Source organism: Oceanobacillus longus (assembly GCF_042650085.1).
Lineage (GTDB): Bacteria > Bacillota > Bacilli > Bacillales > Amphibacillaceae > Oceanobacillus > Oceanobacillus longus.
Genome location: NZ_JBHSAO010000008.1, coordinates 305,885 through 321,714 on the forward strand (window position 1 = coordinate 305,885; position 15,830 = coordinate 321,714).

The window sequence follows — 15,830 nt, forward strand, 5'->3', positions numbered from 1 at the left end:
GTTTTTGAACAACCTCTAAGGGAATAGAAATACATAAAGCAATTAAACATGGAGGCAAAGGAATGAATCATTCAGAAAATCTGAAAAAAGGGGAAAAAGGTGCTTGGCTTAGTATCATCGCCTATATCTTGCTTTCAATTACCAAGCTGTATATCGCCGGGACAGGTAATTCGGATGCATTAAGGGCAGATGGTTTAAACAATACAACCGATGTCATTGCTTCTGTCGCCGTATTGATCGGGTTAAAAATATCGAGAAAGCCTCCGGATGAAGTACATCGTTATGGACATTACCGGGCAGAAACCATTGCTTCTTTATTTGCAGCTTTTATTATGATGTTTATCGGTATACAAGTAATATTCGATACTTTTCAAAACTTGTTTATTACTGAAGTTCCTCAGCCTGACATGCTAACTGCCTGGACTGCTCTCGGTTCAGCGGCCGTTATGCTACTGGTTTACCGCTACAATTTTAAACTTGCAAAAGAAATTAAAAGCAGTTCTTTGAATGCTGCAGCACAGGATAACCGCTCAGATGCACTGGTAAGTATCGGTGTTTTTATTGGAATTATTGGAGCACAATTTGGGATTTTCTGGCTCGATCCCCTAGCAGGACTAATTGTTGGTCTCATTATTTGTAAAACTGCTTGGGATATTTTTAAAGACTCCACCATTACATTGACAGACGGATTTGATGAAGAACAACTGAAAGGAATTAAAAGCAGTATTTCCAAAGACACGGATGTTAAAGAAGTTGTTGACGTAAAAGGAAGAATACACGGTAATCAGGCACTAATAGAAATCACCATCCTTGTTGATCCAAGCCTGAATGTTGCAGAAAGTCATCAAATTACGGAGAGAATTGAATATTATCTTGATAAAAAGCATGATATTACACATGCACATATTCATATTGAACCGTATGAAGGGAAACAGGCTTAACATATTTTACGTTAAGCCTGTTTATAACAATAGAAAGTAAACTGTAAAAATTGCTCCAATAACAACCAATACAACATTTAACCCCGCTATTGCCAGAACAATAGCTACAAGTCCACCAAGCATGCCTATATGCGGTTCATCTGGTTTGACGGATAATATGCCAGGAAATATAAGTGCCCCTAATGCGGCAAACGGAATAGCATTCAACCATCTGTTTACCCAAGGGCGGAACTGCATCTTCTCAATAATGAAAGCAGGAACAACTCTTGGCAGCATGGTTACAATAGACATACCAATTATAATTAAAATAATCATGCTGGTTCCTCCTTAAGTAAATAAATTCCACTCATACCGCCAATAATGGTCCCAACCACGATTGCCCATCCGGTGCTCATTCCGAGTTGAATACATAAAGCATTAATCAGCATGGCAAATAAAGCAATTACAGCGATCCTTTTATCCTTTTTAACAGAAGGTAGTAATAACCCTATAAACATGGCATACAATGCGATTCCCATGCTTTGACTCAGTCTGTCTGGTATAACATCCCCTAAAACTCCACCTAGGAAAGAACCGAAAATCCAGGATACATAAGCAATAATTATAATTGTCCCATAAAAAAGTGCGCCTTTTTCCATTTTTGCTTCGTCTTTATTTACGGACGATACTGCAAATGATTCATCCGTTAAACCAAATGACAAAGGAATTTTCCATTTCAAACTAAAATTCCTAAGCTGATTCATAAATGAAAGACTCATGACAAAATGGCGGAAATTAAGTACAAACGTTGCAATAATTATCTCAACCGCACCAGTACCCACAGCAATCATATTAACGGCCATAAACTGACTGGCTCCGGCAAAAACCAAAACACTCATCAATGTTAACTCGGTTAATGACATTCCTGCTTGTTTTGCCAAGACACCATATGTAATTGCTACAGGTAAGTAACCGAGCATGATTGGCAAGCCGGTGAATATTCCTTTTTTAATCATATGTATCGAAGCAGATGTATAAATTTCTTTTCGGTTTGTCACAATTTCTCAAAAATCCTCCTTTAGTAAAATACTCTTATTATAACTGAATTTTTTGCAAAGTTGAAGTCTCTCTAATGGGAAATATATGTTATTGACAAATAAAGAATCAACGATGTATAGTCAATACTATCATAATCAAATAGTTAGGATATCCAGGATTCGAAGTAGATTATATCCATGCAGAAACTAGAGACAAAGTGGGTGGTGCAAGCTTTGGCAGGTAATGATTGAATTACAGATCCGAATACGTTTGTTTTTACGGACGCATTATAAATGGATTATTACATTGAGAGGGTGAATTTATTTCACCAATCAGGGTGGTAACGCGGAGTAAGCTTCGTCCCTTTTCAGGGGGCGGAGCTTTTATTAATTTTAGAGGAGGGCACATCATGATTCCCATTAAGCCAAAACATCATCCTTCATACATCGAAGCAGTTTTATTTTTTATTTCCATTATCGGTCTGATTAGTTATTTTATTATCGGATTGGAGACAGTACCGCATATACCGATATTACTTGGTATTTTTTCCTTAATTGCCTACGGGTTAATAAAACGGATCTCTTTTAAAAATTTGCAAGAAGCTATGATTTCAGGGGCAAGTGCAGGTATGGGCGCGATATTCCTATTCTTTCTGATTGGAATACTCATCAGTAGCTGGATCATTAGCGGAACAATTCCTGCTTTAATTAATACTGGTTTTTCAGTAATAGGTGGAACATGGTTTTACGCAATTGTGTTTGCTGTAACTGCGATAATCGGAGTAGCTCTAGGAAGTTCGTTAACGACAACCGCAACTATTGGAGTTGCATTTATAGGTATGGCAGGTGCAATGGGCTCCTCGCTCGCAATTACAGCTGGGGCAATCGTCTCAGGAGCCTTTTTTGGTGATAAAATGTCTCCTCTATCCGATACGACCAATCTTGCCTCTACAATCGTTGGCGTGGATTTATTTGACCATATTAAACATATTAGTTTAACGACAATTCCGGCTTTTATTGTTTCCTTTATATTATTTGTTATTTTATCACCAGAACAGTCCACCTCCTTAAATAGTGTGGAAGCGTACCAAACGGCATTACTGTCTGCTGGGCTTATACACTGGGCTTCCTGGATCCCGTTAATCATTTTAGTATTCTGTACCCTATTTAAAGTTCCTGCCTTTATTGCCTTAACTGTCAGCAGTTTAATTGCTACTGTATCTGCAGTTTTCACAACGAATCTAAACTGGTCTGAAATCTGGACCATCTGGTTTAATGGCTATACCGCCACAACTGACTTTGCGCCTGTTAATGAATTATTAACGAAAGGTGGTATCAACAGTATGTTATTTACGATATCCCTCGTCATATTAGCTTTAAGCTTTGGAGGGTTGCTGTTTGTTACCGGAATACTTCCAAGCATCCTTACAGCTTTACAGGAAAAATTACGTAACACCCGCTCTATTATTCTCTTCACCGCTGCAACAGCGATTGGTGTGAATGTTCTAATCGGAGAACAATATTTATCTATTTTGCTAACAGGTGAAACATACAAAGGAATATATGAAAAAGCAGGTCTCACTAAAAAAGCCCTTTCCAGAACATTGGAAGACGCTGGAACAGTCATTAATCCACTTATACCATGGAGTGTCTGCGGTGTATTTATCGCAAATGTATTAGGTGTTTCTGTTCTTGAGTATTTGCCATTCGCATTCTTCTGCCTGATTAGCCCGTTGATAACCATCCTTTTTGGTGCAAAAACAGCAAGAGTGAATAGATGATACACGAAGAGAACCAAGAGGGAAATTATTCCTCTTGGTTCTCTTTTTTTGATGGAGGTGCTAGCTAGGCGGACTCATGTCCTCTTCTCCTCTATCCATTCATATAACTTCCATTAACTTCTTTAAACCTTCGAGCAATCGTGGAGATGGTCTGCAGAAGAGTGATTCTTCGAGTACGTGAATATTTCCATTTTGAACTGCCTTCATTTCATTCCAGCCAGGGCGCTTTATGACTAATTCGGGTCTCATTTTCGCTTCTTTGATTCCGACCCAGACCATGCAGATGTGATCGGGATTTCTTGCTTTGACATCTTCCCAATCCGTTTGATAGCTTGCTACGTTTTCGGTTTTAAATATATTTTCTGCTCCCGCTAGTTCACTGATTTCTGTAAGCCAATTTACTTTTCCTGGAGTGAATACCGGTTTGGGCCACCATTCCCAATATAAAGAAGGACGAGTATGCCTATCCGAAGCAATTTCTTTCAAATGGGCTACATCTTTAAGAAAACCTTCCGATTTTTCCTTCCCCAACTGTACAAGGCCCAGTGCTTCTCCTACAGTTCTAATATCATGAGCTATCTCTTCTAATGAATTAGGATTTAAAATAATGTATGGCAGACCCCTTTCATCCAGGGCCTCAATACTTTTTTCCATACCTGGGACGCTTAAAGAAGCTAGAACAAGATCCGGTTGTAGCTCCTCCACCTTTTCCATATCAATGGAAAGATCTGGACCAACTTTCGGTAAGCTCCTTATGGATGTCGGCCAGTCTGAAAAATCATCAACACCAACGAGTACATCCAACTGATTTAAATAAGCCAAGATTTCCGTGTTACTCGGACAAATAGATACAACGCGCATTGCTAACCTCTCCTTTACCCAAGTTTACGATTCATTATTTATCTTGATCGGTTAAAATTAGCGGGCCATCTTTTGTGACAACAATTTGATGTTCAAACTGTGCGGAGCGTCCCTGATCAATCGTTCTTGCTGTCCAGCCATTGTCATCCATTTGGCTTTCCCATGTCCCTTCATTGATCATCGGTTCAATTGTAATGACCATGCCCTCTTTTAGGCGCAAACCTTTATTCGGTAAACCAAAATGGGGTACATGCGGTTCTTCATGAATGGTTGGTCCTATTCCATGTCCTGTAAAATCACGAACAACAGAGAAGCCTTCCCCCTCAGCATAGGTTTGGATTGCATGACCTATATCTCCGATTCGACTACCTAATTGAGCTTGCTCAATTCCTTTGTAGAGAGCAGTTTTTGTGACATCCATCAATCGTTTACCTACTGAATCCACATTGCCCACTGCATACGTCCAGGCAGAATCGGCCAATCCTCCATGAAGGTTGACGACCATATCAATCGTTACAATATCTCCATCCTTTAATTTTTCTTCTGTTGGAAAGCCATGGCATATTTCATCATTAACAGATGCACAAATTGCAAAAGGATACCCATTATATCCCTTTTGTTCCGGAGTCGCACCACGGTCAGCCATAAACTTTTCTGCAAAGGTATCAATTTCCATTGTTGTTATTCCAGGTTTTATCATTTTAGCGATTTGCTTATGACACGCAACAAGAATTTCACTTGCTGCCTGCATTTGTTCAATTTCGCGTTTGCTTTTTCTTGTAATCATAGATTAACTTCCTCTCTTCTATGGGACTTTAAAATGCGTTATACTATTGTTGTATATGCGTTTAAATTTTTTAGTGGTATATATAAATTTAATTCAATAATAACTCAACTTTTGCAAAGTGAAATGTACAGATAAGCTTTGGTAAGAGAGCAGGATATAACATTACACAGTTTAGTTACATCGAAACTCCAATGTTGCCTTTATCATCGCACTTTCTATAAAATGCGAAGTAACTGCTGTTTTCAATCAATATGCAGAAACTTTGGCGACCGCTCTGGGAAATACACTTCGCTTTCCACGGGCGGCTGGTGAGCCCTCCTCGTGCTTCGCACTCCGGGGTCTCACCGATGCCTCTCTTCCCGTAGGAGTCTCCGTGTATTTCCCAGAGCTGGTTAGAAGGTTGCAAATAATTACTATACTTGCATAGCTAAAATAACAACATACAACTTCACTAGTCCGGCATCGCTGTGGGCGGTGACTCCTGCGGGAAAAGCACGTGTCCGAAGACCAGAAGAGCGGTTTTCTCTTCGGGGCTGAGGCCGTGCCCTAAGGATGCGCATCCGCCCAGAGCGATCCCGGACGGCGGGAAAAGCAGTTAGTTCGCATTTTATCTCAACTCTGAGATGATTAAAAAGCAATAAACATTACCAAAACAGTTTTATTTTTACCAAGGTTATCAAGGAAATTATTAGAGACCTTCTAAGTTTAACCCAGTTAACTTTTTGAACTTATTTTATTGGTGTGAAAGTTGAGTTAATAAGTAAAATATCTTAGAAAACTTAGGCATTTGCCTAAGCCTTTGGGCGAGTGCCTTAGTTGCACTTATGCAGATAGGTAAGTTTTATGCTTCCCTATCTGCCAAAATAAAGTGTATCATAAAATACTGTGAATTACAGTATCGGAACACTTCTACATAGTAAATCGAAATGAGGTGCAAGTGATGATTGAGATTAATCATGTAAGTAAAAGTTTTCATGGAAAACATAATGCAATTGACAAGCTTAATTTAATGATACCAGATGGAAAAATCGTCGGTTTTCTTGGACCAAATGGTGCTGGAAAATCAACGACCATTAAGATGATGACAGGAATTCTTCCGATTGATGAAGGAACAATTAAGCTGAATGGCATAGATATCGTGAAACAACCATTGGAAGCTAAAAAAATATTTGGATTGGTACCTGACCAACCGGATATGTTCCTCCGTTTGAAAGGCATTGAATATTTAAATTTCATTGCCGATATTTTCAATGTGCCAACTGATCTTCGTAAGGAAAGAATTGAATACTTCACAAAGCAATTCTCGATTTATGAAGCATTGGAAGATTATATTCAAACGTATTCACACGGGATGAGACAAAAAATTATTGTCACTGGTGTTTTAATCCATGATCCCGCTATATGGATATTGGATGAACCACTTACCGGTCTAGATCCTAAATCAGCGTACATATTGAAAGAAATGATGCGCGATCACGCGGATAAAGGAAATACAGTGTTTTTCTCGAGTCACGGTCTTGAAGTAGTCGAGCAATTATGTGATGTTGTCGCAATCATCAACAAGGGAAAATTAATTTTTTATGGAAATATGGATGAATTGAGATCACAATATCAATCCGATCAATCATTGGAAAACGTATTTTTGGAGCTGACCAGCGATGAATAAGACCTGGCTTCTAATTAAAACCATGCTTAAAATGCAGTATTCCAATGCTGGCCAGAAAAATTCCCGTGTGTGGTTATATGTTTTATCACTTTTATTTCTAGTGCCTTTGCTATTTATCTATATATCATTTATGAATCAGCTTATTAATACTTTGTATGACGGACTTCAGCCATACGCTCAGGAATCGCTTCTACTGGGAATTTTATTTTTGAGCATTCATATTCTGTTATTTATTATGAGCTTCGTTACGGTACTAGGCGCATTTTATTTTGCTGAGGATATACAATCCTATATTTCACTTCCTTTTCATCCCTATCAATTGCTGATTGGAAAAGCAGCAAGTCCATTCCTATATTTATATGTGACAACTACTTTTGTCTATTTACCGATATTCTTTTCCTACGGTAGTGCAAGCGGGGGATCATTACTATACTATGTATATGGCATCATCCTGTTTCAATTGATACCAATCATTCCATTTACGATTGCGTCGGTTCTGCTCATGTTTATGATGCGATTTGTAAATGTTGCAAAAAATAAAGACCGTTCAAAAATTATCGCCGGAATCTCATCATTTCTGTTCATTATCTTAATCAATATTTTTATTAGATTAAATACGGATTCCAATCAGATGATGAATGAATTAACAGGATTTATTCAGAAGCAGGATGGCCTCCTTGAAATAATGACTTCTTACTATCCACCGGCATATCTAAGCGCACGAATTCTAAGTGAAGCACATACGTGGCTTGGACTGCTCTTTTTCGCTTTATTCCTTGTCCTCACTACCTTTTCCGTCCTACTATTTGCTTGGTTGGGACAATTAATTTATTTAAAAGGTGTTCTGGGACTCAGTACAGGAAGCAAGCGAAAGTTGTCGGAAGAAAAAATAAACAAAAAGGTAAGAAGCCGGTCGGTATGCGCTGCATATATCATCAAGGAATTGCGTATTATTTTCAGAACGCCAACCTTTCTGATGCAATGTATCATCCAAAGTTTATTCGGTCCCATATTTATTGTAGTCATTCTTATGTTTGATTTTGGAACTGGCTTATCTGTAGAAGTACTCGATGTGTTGACGGAAAAACAGATGTTACTCGGATTATTTTTGGCGGCATTTTTGCTAATCTCTACGAATGTCACTGCTTTTACATCTTTTTCACGTGAAGGAAAAACATGGCATACCAATCTCTTCTTGCCGCTTGACCCAAAACAAATTGCATTCAGTAAAATTGCAGCTTCCTGGATTATAAATTTACTTGTCCTATTCTTATTTCTTATAGGTACACTTTTTGTTAGCATCCCGATAGAAATTGTACTGATTTGGCTTGTACTTATTCTGACAGCTAGCTGGTTCACAAGCAGCCTCGGAACCTATCTGGATTTAATGCAGCCAAAGTTGTATTGGACAGATGAACAGGAGCTTTTCAAGGGACGTTTTATTGGTTTGATCGGTTTTCTGATGGAGGCAGGAATAGTTGGAATCATTACGATCATTTTATGGAGTACGGATGCTATACAGAATGTCTATGTAACCTCAGTAATACTCTTTGTGTCGCTATTGATTTGTATCTTTATAATCAATAAGTTACTTCATAGGAAATTTAGCGAAAACACATTTCAACAATTATAATTTACCTAAAATAAGAAAAATGCAGCGGACAGCCGCTGCATTTAATATTTCCTTAGTAGTATCCGCCACCACCGTAACCGCCTGTATACGCTGTTCCGATGATAATTAATAAGATGAATAAAACGACCAGCAATGCAAATCCACTGGATCCGAAACCTGATTCTTTACTCATTATTTTCCCTCCTCTATTTTAGAGACTACTTTAATTTATGCAAGGTTTCTGAAATGGGGAGGGCTAATTGCTTATTATTTATGATCGAATGTTTATTACAGGTAATTTTTCACATAATAAATTTTTCCATTCTGGATATCATCATCGAGGAGTATATCAATCAGAACTCCACCGACAAGTTCTGTATCTTTCAGTAAGTTATTTTCTTTATATCCTTTGAAAGTATCTAATTCAACAAACTCAGACTTCGAACTGGAACGGATCTTTTCCTGCATCCCTGTATCCATCACACCTGGACTGAATGCGATAATTTTGTTATCTGTTTTTAACTCCTCTTGTTCCAGTGCAACCGTTCTTGTATACATATTCATACTTGCCTTTGTTGTGCAATACGCACTCCAACCATACATTGGTGATTCTGCAGCTCCTGAAGTAATGATTACACTTATAAGTGGAACGTCCTTTTCGGTTGCTTTATTCAATAAATAATTCGTAAGCACCATTGGAGCAATGGTATTCACATTCACATGTCCAACTAATTCATCAGGTTGAATATGAATCGATTGTTTGACGGGTTCGATGACTCCTGCGTTGTTGACCAAATAAATCGTAGTCGTATCTTCGGTAAAGACGGTATCTGTTACTTCCTGACAAATTTGCTCCAGGGATTCGATTTTTCCAAGATCACAAGGTATCTGTTTAAAAGTTGTGTTATTCTCTTTTGCTATTACCGAAAGACGATCACTTGTACTTCTTGATAGACCAACCACGTTAACGCCAGATTCCAAAAATAATTTTGCAATCGATTCACCAAGTCCTTTTGAGGATCCTGTTACTATAGCATATTTCATTCATTAACCCCCATTTTCTCGTTTTCCTTGTTTAAGTGAAATACCCCGTATTGGACTTGCAGAAACGGGGCACCATTTAATTTTCACTTCATTTCTTTATTTCATCCCAATAATACACAAGTGTCTCCATTCCTTTATCAAAACTGTCCAATGGAAAACTTTCATTTGGCGAATGCAATCGGTCATCAGGTGTTCCAAATCCCAATAAGACAATCGGCATATCATAGATTGCTTCAATCCATTCAACTACGGGAATAGAACCACCCATGCGAAGGTAGACTGTTTCCTTTCCAAATGCTTTCGTATAACTGATTGCTGCTTTCTTTATGAGTGGATGTGTAGGCTCTACTTTGTATGCTTTTGCTGAAAGTTTTTCCTTTTTCACTTCCACTGTAACTCCAGACGGTGCTACTTTATTTACATGCATTTCTAATAATTGTTGTATTTTGGTTGGATCCTGTCCAGGAACAAGCCTGCAGGTTATTTTCGCAGTTGCAGACGATGGAATAATTGTTTTAGTACCTTCCCCTTGATAACCACCGTAAATCCCATTTATTTCGAAAGTTGGACGCCCCATCGTATGCTCTTTCGCTGTATACCCTTTTTCAGATACCGTTTCCGATATTCCAGTCGTTTCAAGAAAATCTTCACCAGGTGCCTGCTCCATCAATTTTCTTTCCTCATCGTTCAAAGGTTCCACGTCCTCGTAGAAGCCATCTACCGTAACAACTTCATTTTCATCTTTCATCGAGGCAAGAATGTGGCTGAGTGCGACGATTGGGTTTCTTACAGCACCACCATACATACCAGAGTGTAAATCATGGTCTGGTCCAGTCACCGTTATTTCAATACCTGTAAATCCTTTTAATCCATAAAGAATCGTTGGCTGGTTCTTTGCAGCCATACCGGAATCTGAAATCACCGCAAAATCTGCTTGAAACTGTTCTTTTTTCTCATGGAGAATATCATAGAGATTTTCACTCCCAATCTCTTCCTCCCCTTCAATACATACCTTTACATTGATAGGAATATTTCCTTCTGTTTTCATGTATGCTTCAAAAACTGCCAGATGCATAAAAACCTGCCCTTTATCATCACTGGAACCACGTGCAAAAAGTCTGCCATTTCTTACTTCCGGCATAAACGGATCACTATCCCATAAATCAATCGGATCCGCTGGTTGCACATCATAGTGACCATAAAAAAGTACTGTTGGTGCATCTGGGCCTGCTCCATTATATTCACCGTATACAAGGGGGTGCCCATTTGTTTCCTGTTTTTCCACATTCTCAAAGCCAATATCATTTAAATATGTAACGACAAAATCTGCTGCATTGCTAACATCTGCTTTATGTTTTCTGTCCGTACTTACACTCGGAATCGATAAAAAATCATTCAACTTTTCAAGCAGACGATCTCGGTTATCTCTAATATATTGCAGTGCTTTCTCACTCATTGTACATACCTCCATAAACTTTTATTTTAACTCTTGCACGAATAACACTTACTGGGCTCAAAATATCTCTTATAATTATATTCCTATTTTAGCACATAGAGAAATAAATAAGGACAATCTAAAAAATAGATTGCCCCTGTCAGTTAATATCATGCTGCTTAAAATACTTCGTGCCATTCATCTTTCTGGTTCAACATTTCAGTCGCAATTTCCTTTGCACCTTCAAGGCTGTGGTTTGCAGCCCAGCCACATTGCACTTCATTGCATGCTGGAACTTCCTGTGCTATTAATACATCCTTTAATGTATTCTCTAGCATATCAAGTACATCATCGTAATCTTCATGATTGAGAAGGGATAAATAAAACCCTGTTTGACAGCCCATCGGACCAATATCCAATACAGAATCTGTATGGTTTCGGATCAGCTCTGCCATCATATGTTCTAGAGAATGGAGACCTGCCATTTCCATATGTTCTTTATTAGGCTGCTTAAAACGGATATCGTATTTGTGTACCTTATCTCCATTGGAACCCTCCGTTACACCTACCAAACGTACATATGGCGCTTTTACTTTTGTATGGTCAAGATTAAAGCTTTCTACATTCATTTTTTTTGTCATACCTATAACTCTCCTCATTTGGCTTATTTTTTGTCAGCGGTTATTACCCAAACAAAATCATTCATTTGTTTAAATGATACATCAAAATGATGCTTTTCAAAAGCATTCTTCATTATATCAAGTGTCGGATAATATTCGCGATTCAAATCATCTGCCAAATCGGTAAATCCTTTATCAAGCGCTTTTTCAATTTCCAATTGTTTATCGGCCTCTGTTTTAAACATGGTATCCCCGAAAACAATCCTTCCTTTTCGAGGAAGTACAGAAGCAAACTTTTTTATTGCTATCTCCTTTTCAATGTCGGATAAATGATGGAAAGCATAAGTGCTGGCTATTGTTTCAATTTGTACTGAAATATAGGGATAGTTAATAAAATCACCATCCAATATGGTCATCGATGGCAGCTTCCTGCTTGCAATATTTCTCATTGCCTCTGATGGTTCGATACCTATAACGTTATGGCCCGCATTCAGTAATTTATTGGATAAATTACCTGTACCAACACCAAATTCCAGCACCGTACCTAAACTCTGTTGTACTACTTGGTTGAGTATAGCATCATAATTAGCAAATACATCCACATATTGCGGATGTTCTCCCATAACACTCTTATCATAATCCAGTGCCCATTCTTCAAATATCTCAATAAATTCTCTTCCCATTTTAAATTCCCCTTAAGGATAATTAAATCAAAGTAAATTACTTTGGATAATATGAATTATATGTATGAACGATTGAACAGGTTCCTAACCCAAATAAAAAACGAGTGCTTGTGCACCCGTTTTATGATTAATTATTTTGCGGGAAAATACGTTCAACCATATTTCCCATTTGATCAAAGAACCCTTCAATTGGCTCTCCATTATTTATATCGTCCACATAATTATTTGTTAAATCTACAAAATCAGGGTTGGTTGAAACGTATACATTTTCGATACTGTTGTCTACCGATCTTACGATGTCCCCAATCTTATCTTTCACTTCGTCCGTTATTTCTTCTCCATTGTTGTTCCCTTGGTCTTGATTTTGATTTCTATTTTGACGCTCATCATTGTCAAAGCTTGCTGCTACGTATGCATTATTGTCCGTTGTAAGAACTTGCACCCTGTCAATTTCCTTTACTTCATCCGTAATACGTTCTGCTGCTTCTTCTGATACATCGTATTGATTATTCTCATTGTTAATGTTTTGAGCTGTATCACGCTGGTAACGATCAGCATTACGATCCATTGTATTGTTACGTACACCTGTCAGTCCATCTCCAGTATTGTTGTTAGGGTTGTTGTTATATCTGGTTTGTTCTGCAGTATTATTTCCATTCGTTCCTGTATCTTGACCAGTATTATCGGCGTTCTGACATGCAACCATCGTCAGAAAAAGTACTGCAAAAATACTCATTAATTTGTATTTCATTCTTTTATTCCTCCTTACATGTTTGAATTTAGTATGCGACGAAGGTTTATTACTATTCATTTTGAAAAAATCCTTATTATGGTATTCACACCATAAATGTTACGAACATTATATATAGAAAGCGGGAAAACATAACTAGTAACCCTTGACAATCAAGGAGGGGTAACAATGATTCCGGACTACGACAAAGCTCTTTATTACACGTTATGGGGACAATGGGATGACCTGCTGGTATTAATGGTTCGGACAAACGATGATATACTATCCAAAAAAATCGAACAGTTCCTGAATGCCTATCATTACTCATTGGATCAAACAAAAGTAGTCGATTCCCATGATACACTGCTTTACTATTTGGATCATGCGATGAAATACAATCCACCTGTTGTCGTGGAAATGTAAAAAATGGGAAAGCACTTTTAAGTGCTTTCCCATTAATTATTACCATTATTACCTTTGTTGTTATTATTATTATTATTATTTTCTTTATTGTTCTTGTGATTTTCTTTATTATTACCTTTTTGTTTCTCTTTATGTGGACTTTTTCCTTTATTATTGCCGTTATTTTGATTTTTTTCTTTATACTTATTATTGCCGTTATCTTTATTCATATCTTTACCATTCTTATTTCTATCTTTATTTCTTTTTTCGTTATCTTTATCTTTGGCTTTACTGTTCTTCTTTCCTAGCTTACCTTCGTTTTGCTCTTTTTTCACTGAACCATTTGAGTTCGAATTAACAGTCCCATTTTCACTTTTTAATTCACTTGGGTGGGGAGGACTCGTTTCCTTTTTACTTTCTTTTTGTTCTGGTTGCTTTTCATCTGAATTCGTATCGGAATTTTTTTCTATATCAGCTTTATCTGTAACTGGAGTAATAATTAATTCATCATCTTTCAACTGAGAAGAGTTACTCTGATCCTCATCCGTATCCGCATCATAAAAAGAATTAATAATTGCTTTATCGTTAGAGTCAAAGCTATCTTCTTTCATTGAATCAGATGAATCTTCGCCTATGATTTCCAAAGCCATCACTTCATTCATTGAAGTTTCTTTATTCCTTGCTTGTTCTCTAATGTCTTTTGGCACAATAAGCGTGGCAATTGTCCATTCGGATATGTTTGAAAAATAAGATTCCAAGTTCACAGGTAACGATACATTTTTATCTGAACCATCGTCAACATAGCTGATTCCTACAATCATATTCTTCTCCTCATTAACCATTCCCGTATGTTCACTCTCATTAATAATTTGATCAATTACCGTTTCAACATCCTGATTTTCAAAATCAGTTAGGTCTTTTAAAATCGTTGAAGCATCATCATTTAATGCACGAATATGTTGTACATGAAAATCTTTATCTACTTCCATTTCAATACTTGGGTTAATATCAACGGTAACATAGGCGTACGTTTCTTTTTGGCCAACCAGAAAATAAAAAGGCAATACGAATAGAAGGATAATACATGCCATGGACAGTGTTTTAACTGGAATATTCATCTTTTTCCAGGAAAATAACAACATCCTTTTTTTCTCTGACTTCAACGGATTATAGGAAACTTCTTCACCTACATCAGCGTCTCCTTCAACTAATAAAGCTTTTTCAAAGGAACCGTCTTTGGTCATAATAATCGTGTAGTCGCGATGGCGTTCCAACACAATTCCTTTTTTCATTGCCCCACTCCCTTAAGATAATCCTTAAGATAAATATAGTCTTCACTAAGTACGATAAAAATCGCTAAAATAAATTTGCGATTTCGTTCCAGTGTTTTCTTACTAACATCAACTTTTTTTACTAATTTTTTAATCGGAAGCTTTTTCTTAATCTGGACAAACTCCCTTAATTCTGCATCATTAAAAAGGATTCTTGCTGTTTTCACAGCTGAATCTCGTGCATCTCTATGTTTTGGTGACGCTTCGGTAAGGTCAACCAGTGTTAATCTATATTCTTGAAGCTTTTCTTTGAAGTCCATTATTTCTTCTCTACGATGTATAGTGTCCTGCTCTTGATTATACTTTTCTTTTACGGCAAGTAATTCCATTGGGTTTTCCATTTGTTCTGCATCAAAAGATTCATCCAGTGATAATGGATTTAGTCTTTTCTGATTGTATCTGATATAGTCGATTACTTTCCGCTTAATTACAAGTTTAGCAAATGATAAAAATGAACTTCCTCTGTCTGGAGAATAAGAAAAAATCGCTTCATTGAATGCGGATAAACCAATACTGAATTCATCGTCTCTCTTCGGATCGATATATCGCTTGCAGACTTCCGAAACACTTTTTGCGATAAATGGCTGGTAGGTACGTAATAAATAATTTTGCATGCTTGTGTTCCCCTGCTGAATGGTTGCAACCATTTCCTCAAGAGGTTTGTCTTTTACCTGGCTGCTTATCATCAATCCGAAGACCTCCCAGGCACTATAGATTTCGTATATGTATTCCCTTTTTGGGGTGTTGTTACAAAGATATTAAATTTATATTTCAATTTTATATTATTATTTATATATGTCATATGATGTTCCCACCATTTTCATTTATTATTTTCTCTCTTTTATATTTATCGACATAATTCTTCTATTTTTTAATATAACTAATGTTAACCTAATGATTAAGTCTTTGCTATCTCAATTA

General features: G+C 37.2%; 17 protein-coding genes. 5 read left to right on the plus strand and 12 right to left on the minus strand.

Annotated features, from left to right (window positions below; translation table 11 throughout):
• The first annotated feature begins 62 nt into the window (after nt 1-62).
• The gene (locus ACFOUV_RS12155) at nt 63-941 is read left to right on the plus strand and encodes a cation diffusion facilitator family transporter (protein ID WP_379497040.1); all 879 of its coding nucleotides are present in this window, start codon (nt 63-65) and stop codon (nt 939-941) included.
• Between the two features lie 21 nt (nt 942-962).
• Here ACFOUV_RS12155 and ACFOUV_RS12160 read toward each other — a convergent pair whose 3' ends face one another.
• Complete coding sequence (locus ACFOUV_RS12160) at nt 963-1,256, minus strand: AzlD domain-containing protein (protein ID WP_379497041.1); 294 nt, start codon at nt 1,254-1,256, stop codon at nt 963-965.
• A complete protein-coding gene (locus tag ACFOUV_RS12165; RefSeq protein WP_379497260.1) occupies nt 1,253-1,936 on the minus strand; it encodes an AzlC family ABC transporter permease in 684 nt (227 codons plus the stop codon). The genes ACFOUV_RS12160 and ACFOUV_RS12165 overlap by 4 nt, the downstream gene beginning before the upstream one ends.
• Nucleotides 1,937-2,367: 431 nt before the next feature.
• Here ACFOUV_RS12165 and nhaC point away from each other — a divergent pair, with 431 nt between their 5' ends.
• A complete protein-coding gene (nhaC, locus tag ACFOUV_RS12170; RefSeq protein WP_379497042.1) occupies nt 2,368-3,738 on the plus strand; it encodes a Na+/H+ antiporter NhaC in 1,371 nt (456 codons plus the stop codon).
• A gap of 99 nt (nt 3,739-3,837) precedes the next feature.
• On the opposite strand, the gene ACFOUV_RS12175 is transcribed toward nhaC, so the two are convergent.
• Together ACFOUV_RS12175 and map are read right to left on the minus strand one after the other, a co-directional pair.
• Nucleotides 3,838-4,599 carry a cobalamin-binding protein gene (locus ACFOUV_RS12175; protein ID WP_379497043.1) on the minus strand — a complete coding sequence of 254 codons (762 nt, stop codon included), beginning with the start codon at nt 4,597-4,599 and terminating at the stop codon, nt 3,838-3,840.
• 34 nt (nt 4,600-4,633) lie between these two features.
• Complete coding sequence (map, locus tag ACFOUV_RS12180) at nt 4,634-5,386, minus strand: type I methionyl aminopeptidase (protein ID WP_379497044.1); 753 nt, start codon at nt 5,384-5,386, stop codon at nt 4,634-4,636.
• A 940-nt stretch (nt 5,387-6,326) separates the two neighbouring features.
• Between map and ACFOUV_RS12185 the strand changes: the two genes are divergently transcribed.
• Together ACFOUV_RS12185 and ACFOUV_RS12190 are read left to right on the plus strand one after the other, a co-directional pair.
• Nucleotides 6,327-7,052, plus strand: coding sequence for an ABC transporter ATP-binding protein (locus ACFOUV_RS12185; protein WP_379497045.1), 726 nt, complete (start codon nt 6,327-6,329; stop codon nt 7,050-7,052).
• Nucleotides 7,045-8,685 (plus strand): putative ABC transporter permease subunit, encoded by a 1,641-nt coding sequence (locus ACFOUV_RS12190; protein WP_379497046.1) that lies wholly within the window; start codon nt 7,045-7,047, stop codon nt 8,683-8,685. Before ACFOUV_RS12185 ends, ACFOUV_RS12190 begins: the two co-directional genes overlap by 8 nt.
• A 52-nt stretch (nt 8,686-8,737) precedes the next feature.
• On the opposite strand, the gene ACFOUV_RS12195 is transcribed toward ACFOUV_RS12190, so the two are convergent.
• The 6 genes from ACFOUV_RS12195 to ACFOUV_RS12220 form a co-directional block, all read right to left on the minus strand.
• The gene (locus ACFOUV_RS12195; RefSeq protein WP_379497047.1) at nt 8,738-8,857 is read right to left on the minus strand and encodes a YjcZ family sporulation protein; all 120 of its coding nucleotides are present in this window, start codon (nt 8,855-8,857) and stop codon (nt 8,738-8,740) included.
• Between the two features lie 95 nt (nt 8,858-8,952).
• A complete protein-coding gene (locus tag ACFOUV_RS12200) occupies nt 8,953-9,708 on the minus strand; it encodes a (S)-benzoin forming benzil reductase (RefSeq protein ID WP_379497048.1) in 756 nt (251 codons plus the stop codon).
• A gap of 88 nt (nt 9,709-9,796) precedes the next feature.
• On the minus strand, nt 9,797-11,164 hold the full coding sequence (locus ACFOUV_RS12205; protein ID WP_379497049.1) for a dipeptidase: 1,368 nt from the start codon (nt 11,162-11,164) through the stop codon (nt 9,797-9,799).
• 158 nt (nt 11,165-11,322) lie between these two features.
• Nucleotides 11,323-11,784 carry an S-ribosylhomocysteine lyase gene (locus tag ACFOUV_RS12210; RefSeq protein WP_379497050.1) on the minus strand — a complete coding sequence of 154 codons (462 nt, stop codon included), beginning with the start codon at nt 11,782-11,784 and terminating at the stop codon, nt 11,323-11,325.
• A gap of 23 nt (nt 11,785-11,807) precedes the next feature.
• Nucleotides 11,808-12,446 carry a class I SAM-dependent methyltransferase gene (locus ACFOUV_RS12215; RefSeq protein ID WP_379497051.1) on the minus strand — a complete coding sequence of 213 codons (639 nt, stop codon included), beginning with the start codon at nt 12,444-12,446 and terminating at the stop codon, nt 11,808-11,810.
• Between the two features lie 127 nt (nt 12,447-12,573).
• Complete coding sequence (locus tag ACFOUV_RS12220) at nt 12,574-13,197, minus strand: YhcN/YlaJ family sporulation lipoprotein (protein WP_379497052.1); 624 nt, start codon at nt 13,195-13,197, stop codon at nt 12,574-12,576.
• Nucleotides 13,198-13,365: 168 nt separating this feature from the next.
• Here ACFOUV_RS12220 and ACFOUV_RS12225 point away from each other — a divergent pair, with 168 nt between their 5' ends.
• Nucleotides 13,366-13,599 (plus strand): YhdB family protein, encoded by a 234-nt coding sequence (locus tag ACFOUV_RS12225; protein ID WP_379497053.1) that lies wholly within the window; start codon nt 13,366-13,368, stop codon nt 13,597-13,599.
• A gap of 32 nt (nt 13,600-13,631) precedes the next feature.
• On the opposite strand, the gene ACFOUV_RS12230 is transcribed toward ACFOUV_RS12225, so the two are convergent.
• Both ACFOUV_RS12230 and sigI read right to left on the minus strand, forming a co-directional pair.
• On the minus strand, nt 13,632-14,870 hold the full coding sequence (locus tag ACFOUV_RS12230) for an anti-sigma-I factor RsgI family protein (protein ID WP_379497054.1): 1,239 nt from the start codon (nt 14,868-14,870) through the stop codon (nt 13,632-13,634).
• On the minus strand, nt 14,867-15,595 hold the full coding sequence (gene sigI, locus ACFOUV_RS12235) for an RNA polymerase sigma factor SigI (protein WP_379497261.1): 729 nt from the start codon (nt 15,593-15,595) through the stop codon (nt 14,867-14,869). The genes ACFOUV_RS12230 and sigI overlap by 4 nt, the downstream gene beginning before the upstream one ends.
• Between the last annotated feature and the right edge of the window lie 235 nt (nt 15,596-15,830).

Excerpts from the sequence above, each read along its gene's own strand:
- ACFOUV_RS12155 (WP_379497040.1), top strand. The coding sequence starts at position 63 with ATGAATCATTCAGAAAATCTGAAAAAAGGGGAAAAAGGTGCTTGGCTT.
- ACFOUV_RS12160 (WP_379497041.1), bottom strand. The coding sequence starts at position 1,256 with ATGATTATTTTAATTATAATTGGTATGTCTATTGTAACCATGCTGCCA.
- ACFOUV_RS12165 (WP_379497260.1), bottom strand. The coding sequence starts at position 1,936 with ATGATTAAAAAAGGAATATTCACCGGCTTGCCAATCATGCTCGGTTAC.
- nhaC (WP_379497042.1), top strand. The coding sequence starts at position 2,368 with ATGATTCCCATTAAGCCAAAACATCATCCTTCATACATCGAAGCAGTT.
- ACFOUV_RS12175 (WP_379497043.1), bottom strand. The coding sequence starts at position 4,599 with ATGCGCGTTGTATCTATTTGTCCGAGTAACACGGAAATCTTGGCTTAT.
- map (WP_379497044.1), bottom strand. The coding sequence starts at position 5,386 with ATGATTACAAGAAAAAGCAAACGCGAAATTGAACAAATGCAGGCAGCA.
- ACFOUV_RS12185 (WP_379497045.1), top strand. The coding sequence starts at position 6,327 with ATGATTGAGATTAATCATGTAAGTAAAAGTTTTCATGGAAAACATAAT.
- ACFOUV_RS12190 (WP_379497046.1), top strand. The coding sequence starts at position 7,045 with ATGAATAAGACCTGGCTTCTAATTAAAACCATGCTTAAAATGCAGTAT.
- ACFOUV_RS12195 (WP_379497047.1), bottom strand. The coding sequence starts at position 8,857 with ATGAGTAAAGAATCAGGTTTCGGATCCAGTGGATTTGCATTGCTGGTC.
- ACFOUV_RS12200 (WP_379497048.1), bottom strand. The coding sequence starts at position 9,708 with ATGAAATATGCTATAGTAACAGGATCCTCAAAAGGACTTGGTGAATCG.
- ACFOUV_RS12205 (WP_379497049.1), bottom strand. The coding sequence starts at position 11,164 with ATGAGTGAGAAAGCACTGCAATATATTAGAGATAACCGAGATCGTCTG.
- ACFOUV_RS12210 (WP_379497050.1), bottom strand. The coding sequence starts at position 11,784 with ATGACAAAAAAAATGAATGTAGAAAGCTTTAATCTTGACCATACAAAA.
- ACFOUV_RS12215 (WP_379497051.1), bottom strand. The coding sequence starts at position 12,446 with ATGGGAAGAGAATTTATTGAGATATTTGAAGAATGGGCACTGGATTAT.
- ACFOUV_RS12220 (WP_379497052.1), bottom strand. The coding sequence starts at position 13,197 with ATGAAATACAAATTAATGAGTATTTTTGCAGTACTTTTTCTGACGATG.
- ACFOUV_RS12225 (WP_379497053.1), top strand. The coding sequence starts at position 13,366 with ATGATTCCGGACTACGACAAAGCTCTTTATTACACGTTATGGGGACAA.
- ACFOUV_RS12230 (WP_379497054.1), bottom strand. The coding sequence starts at position 14,870 with ATGAAAAAAGGAATTGTGTTGGAACGCCATCGCGACTACACGATTATT.
- sigI (WP_379497261.1), bottom strand. The coding sequence starts at position 15,595 with ATGATAAGCAGCCAGGTAAAAGACAAACCTCTTGAGGAAATGGTTGCA.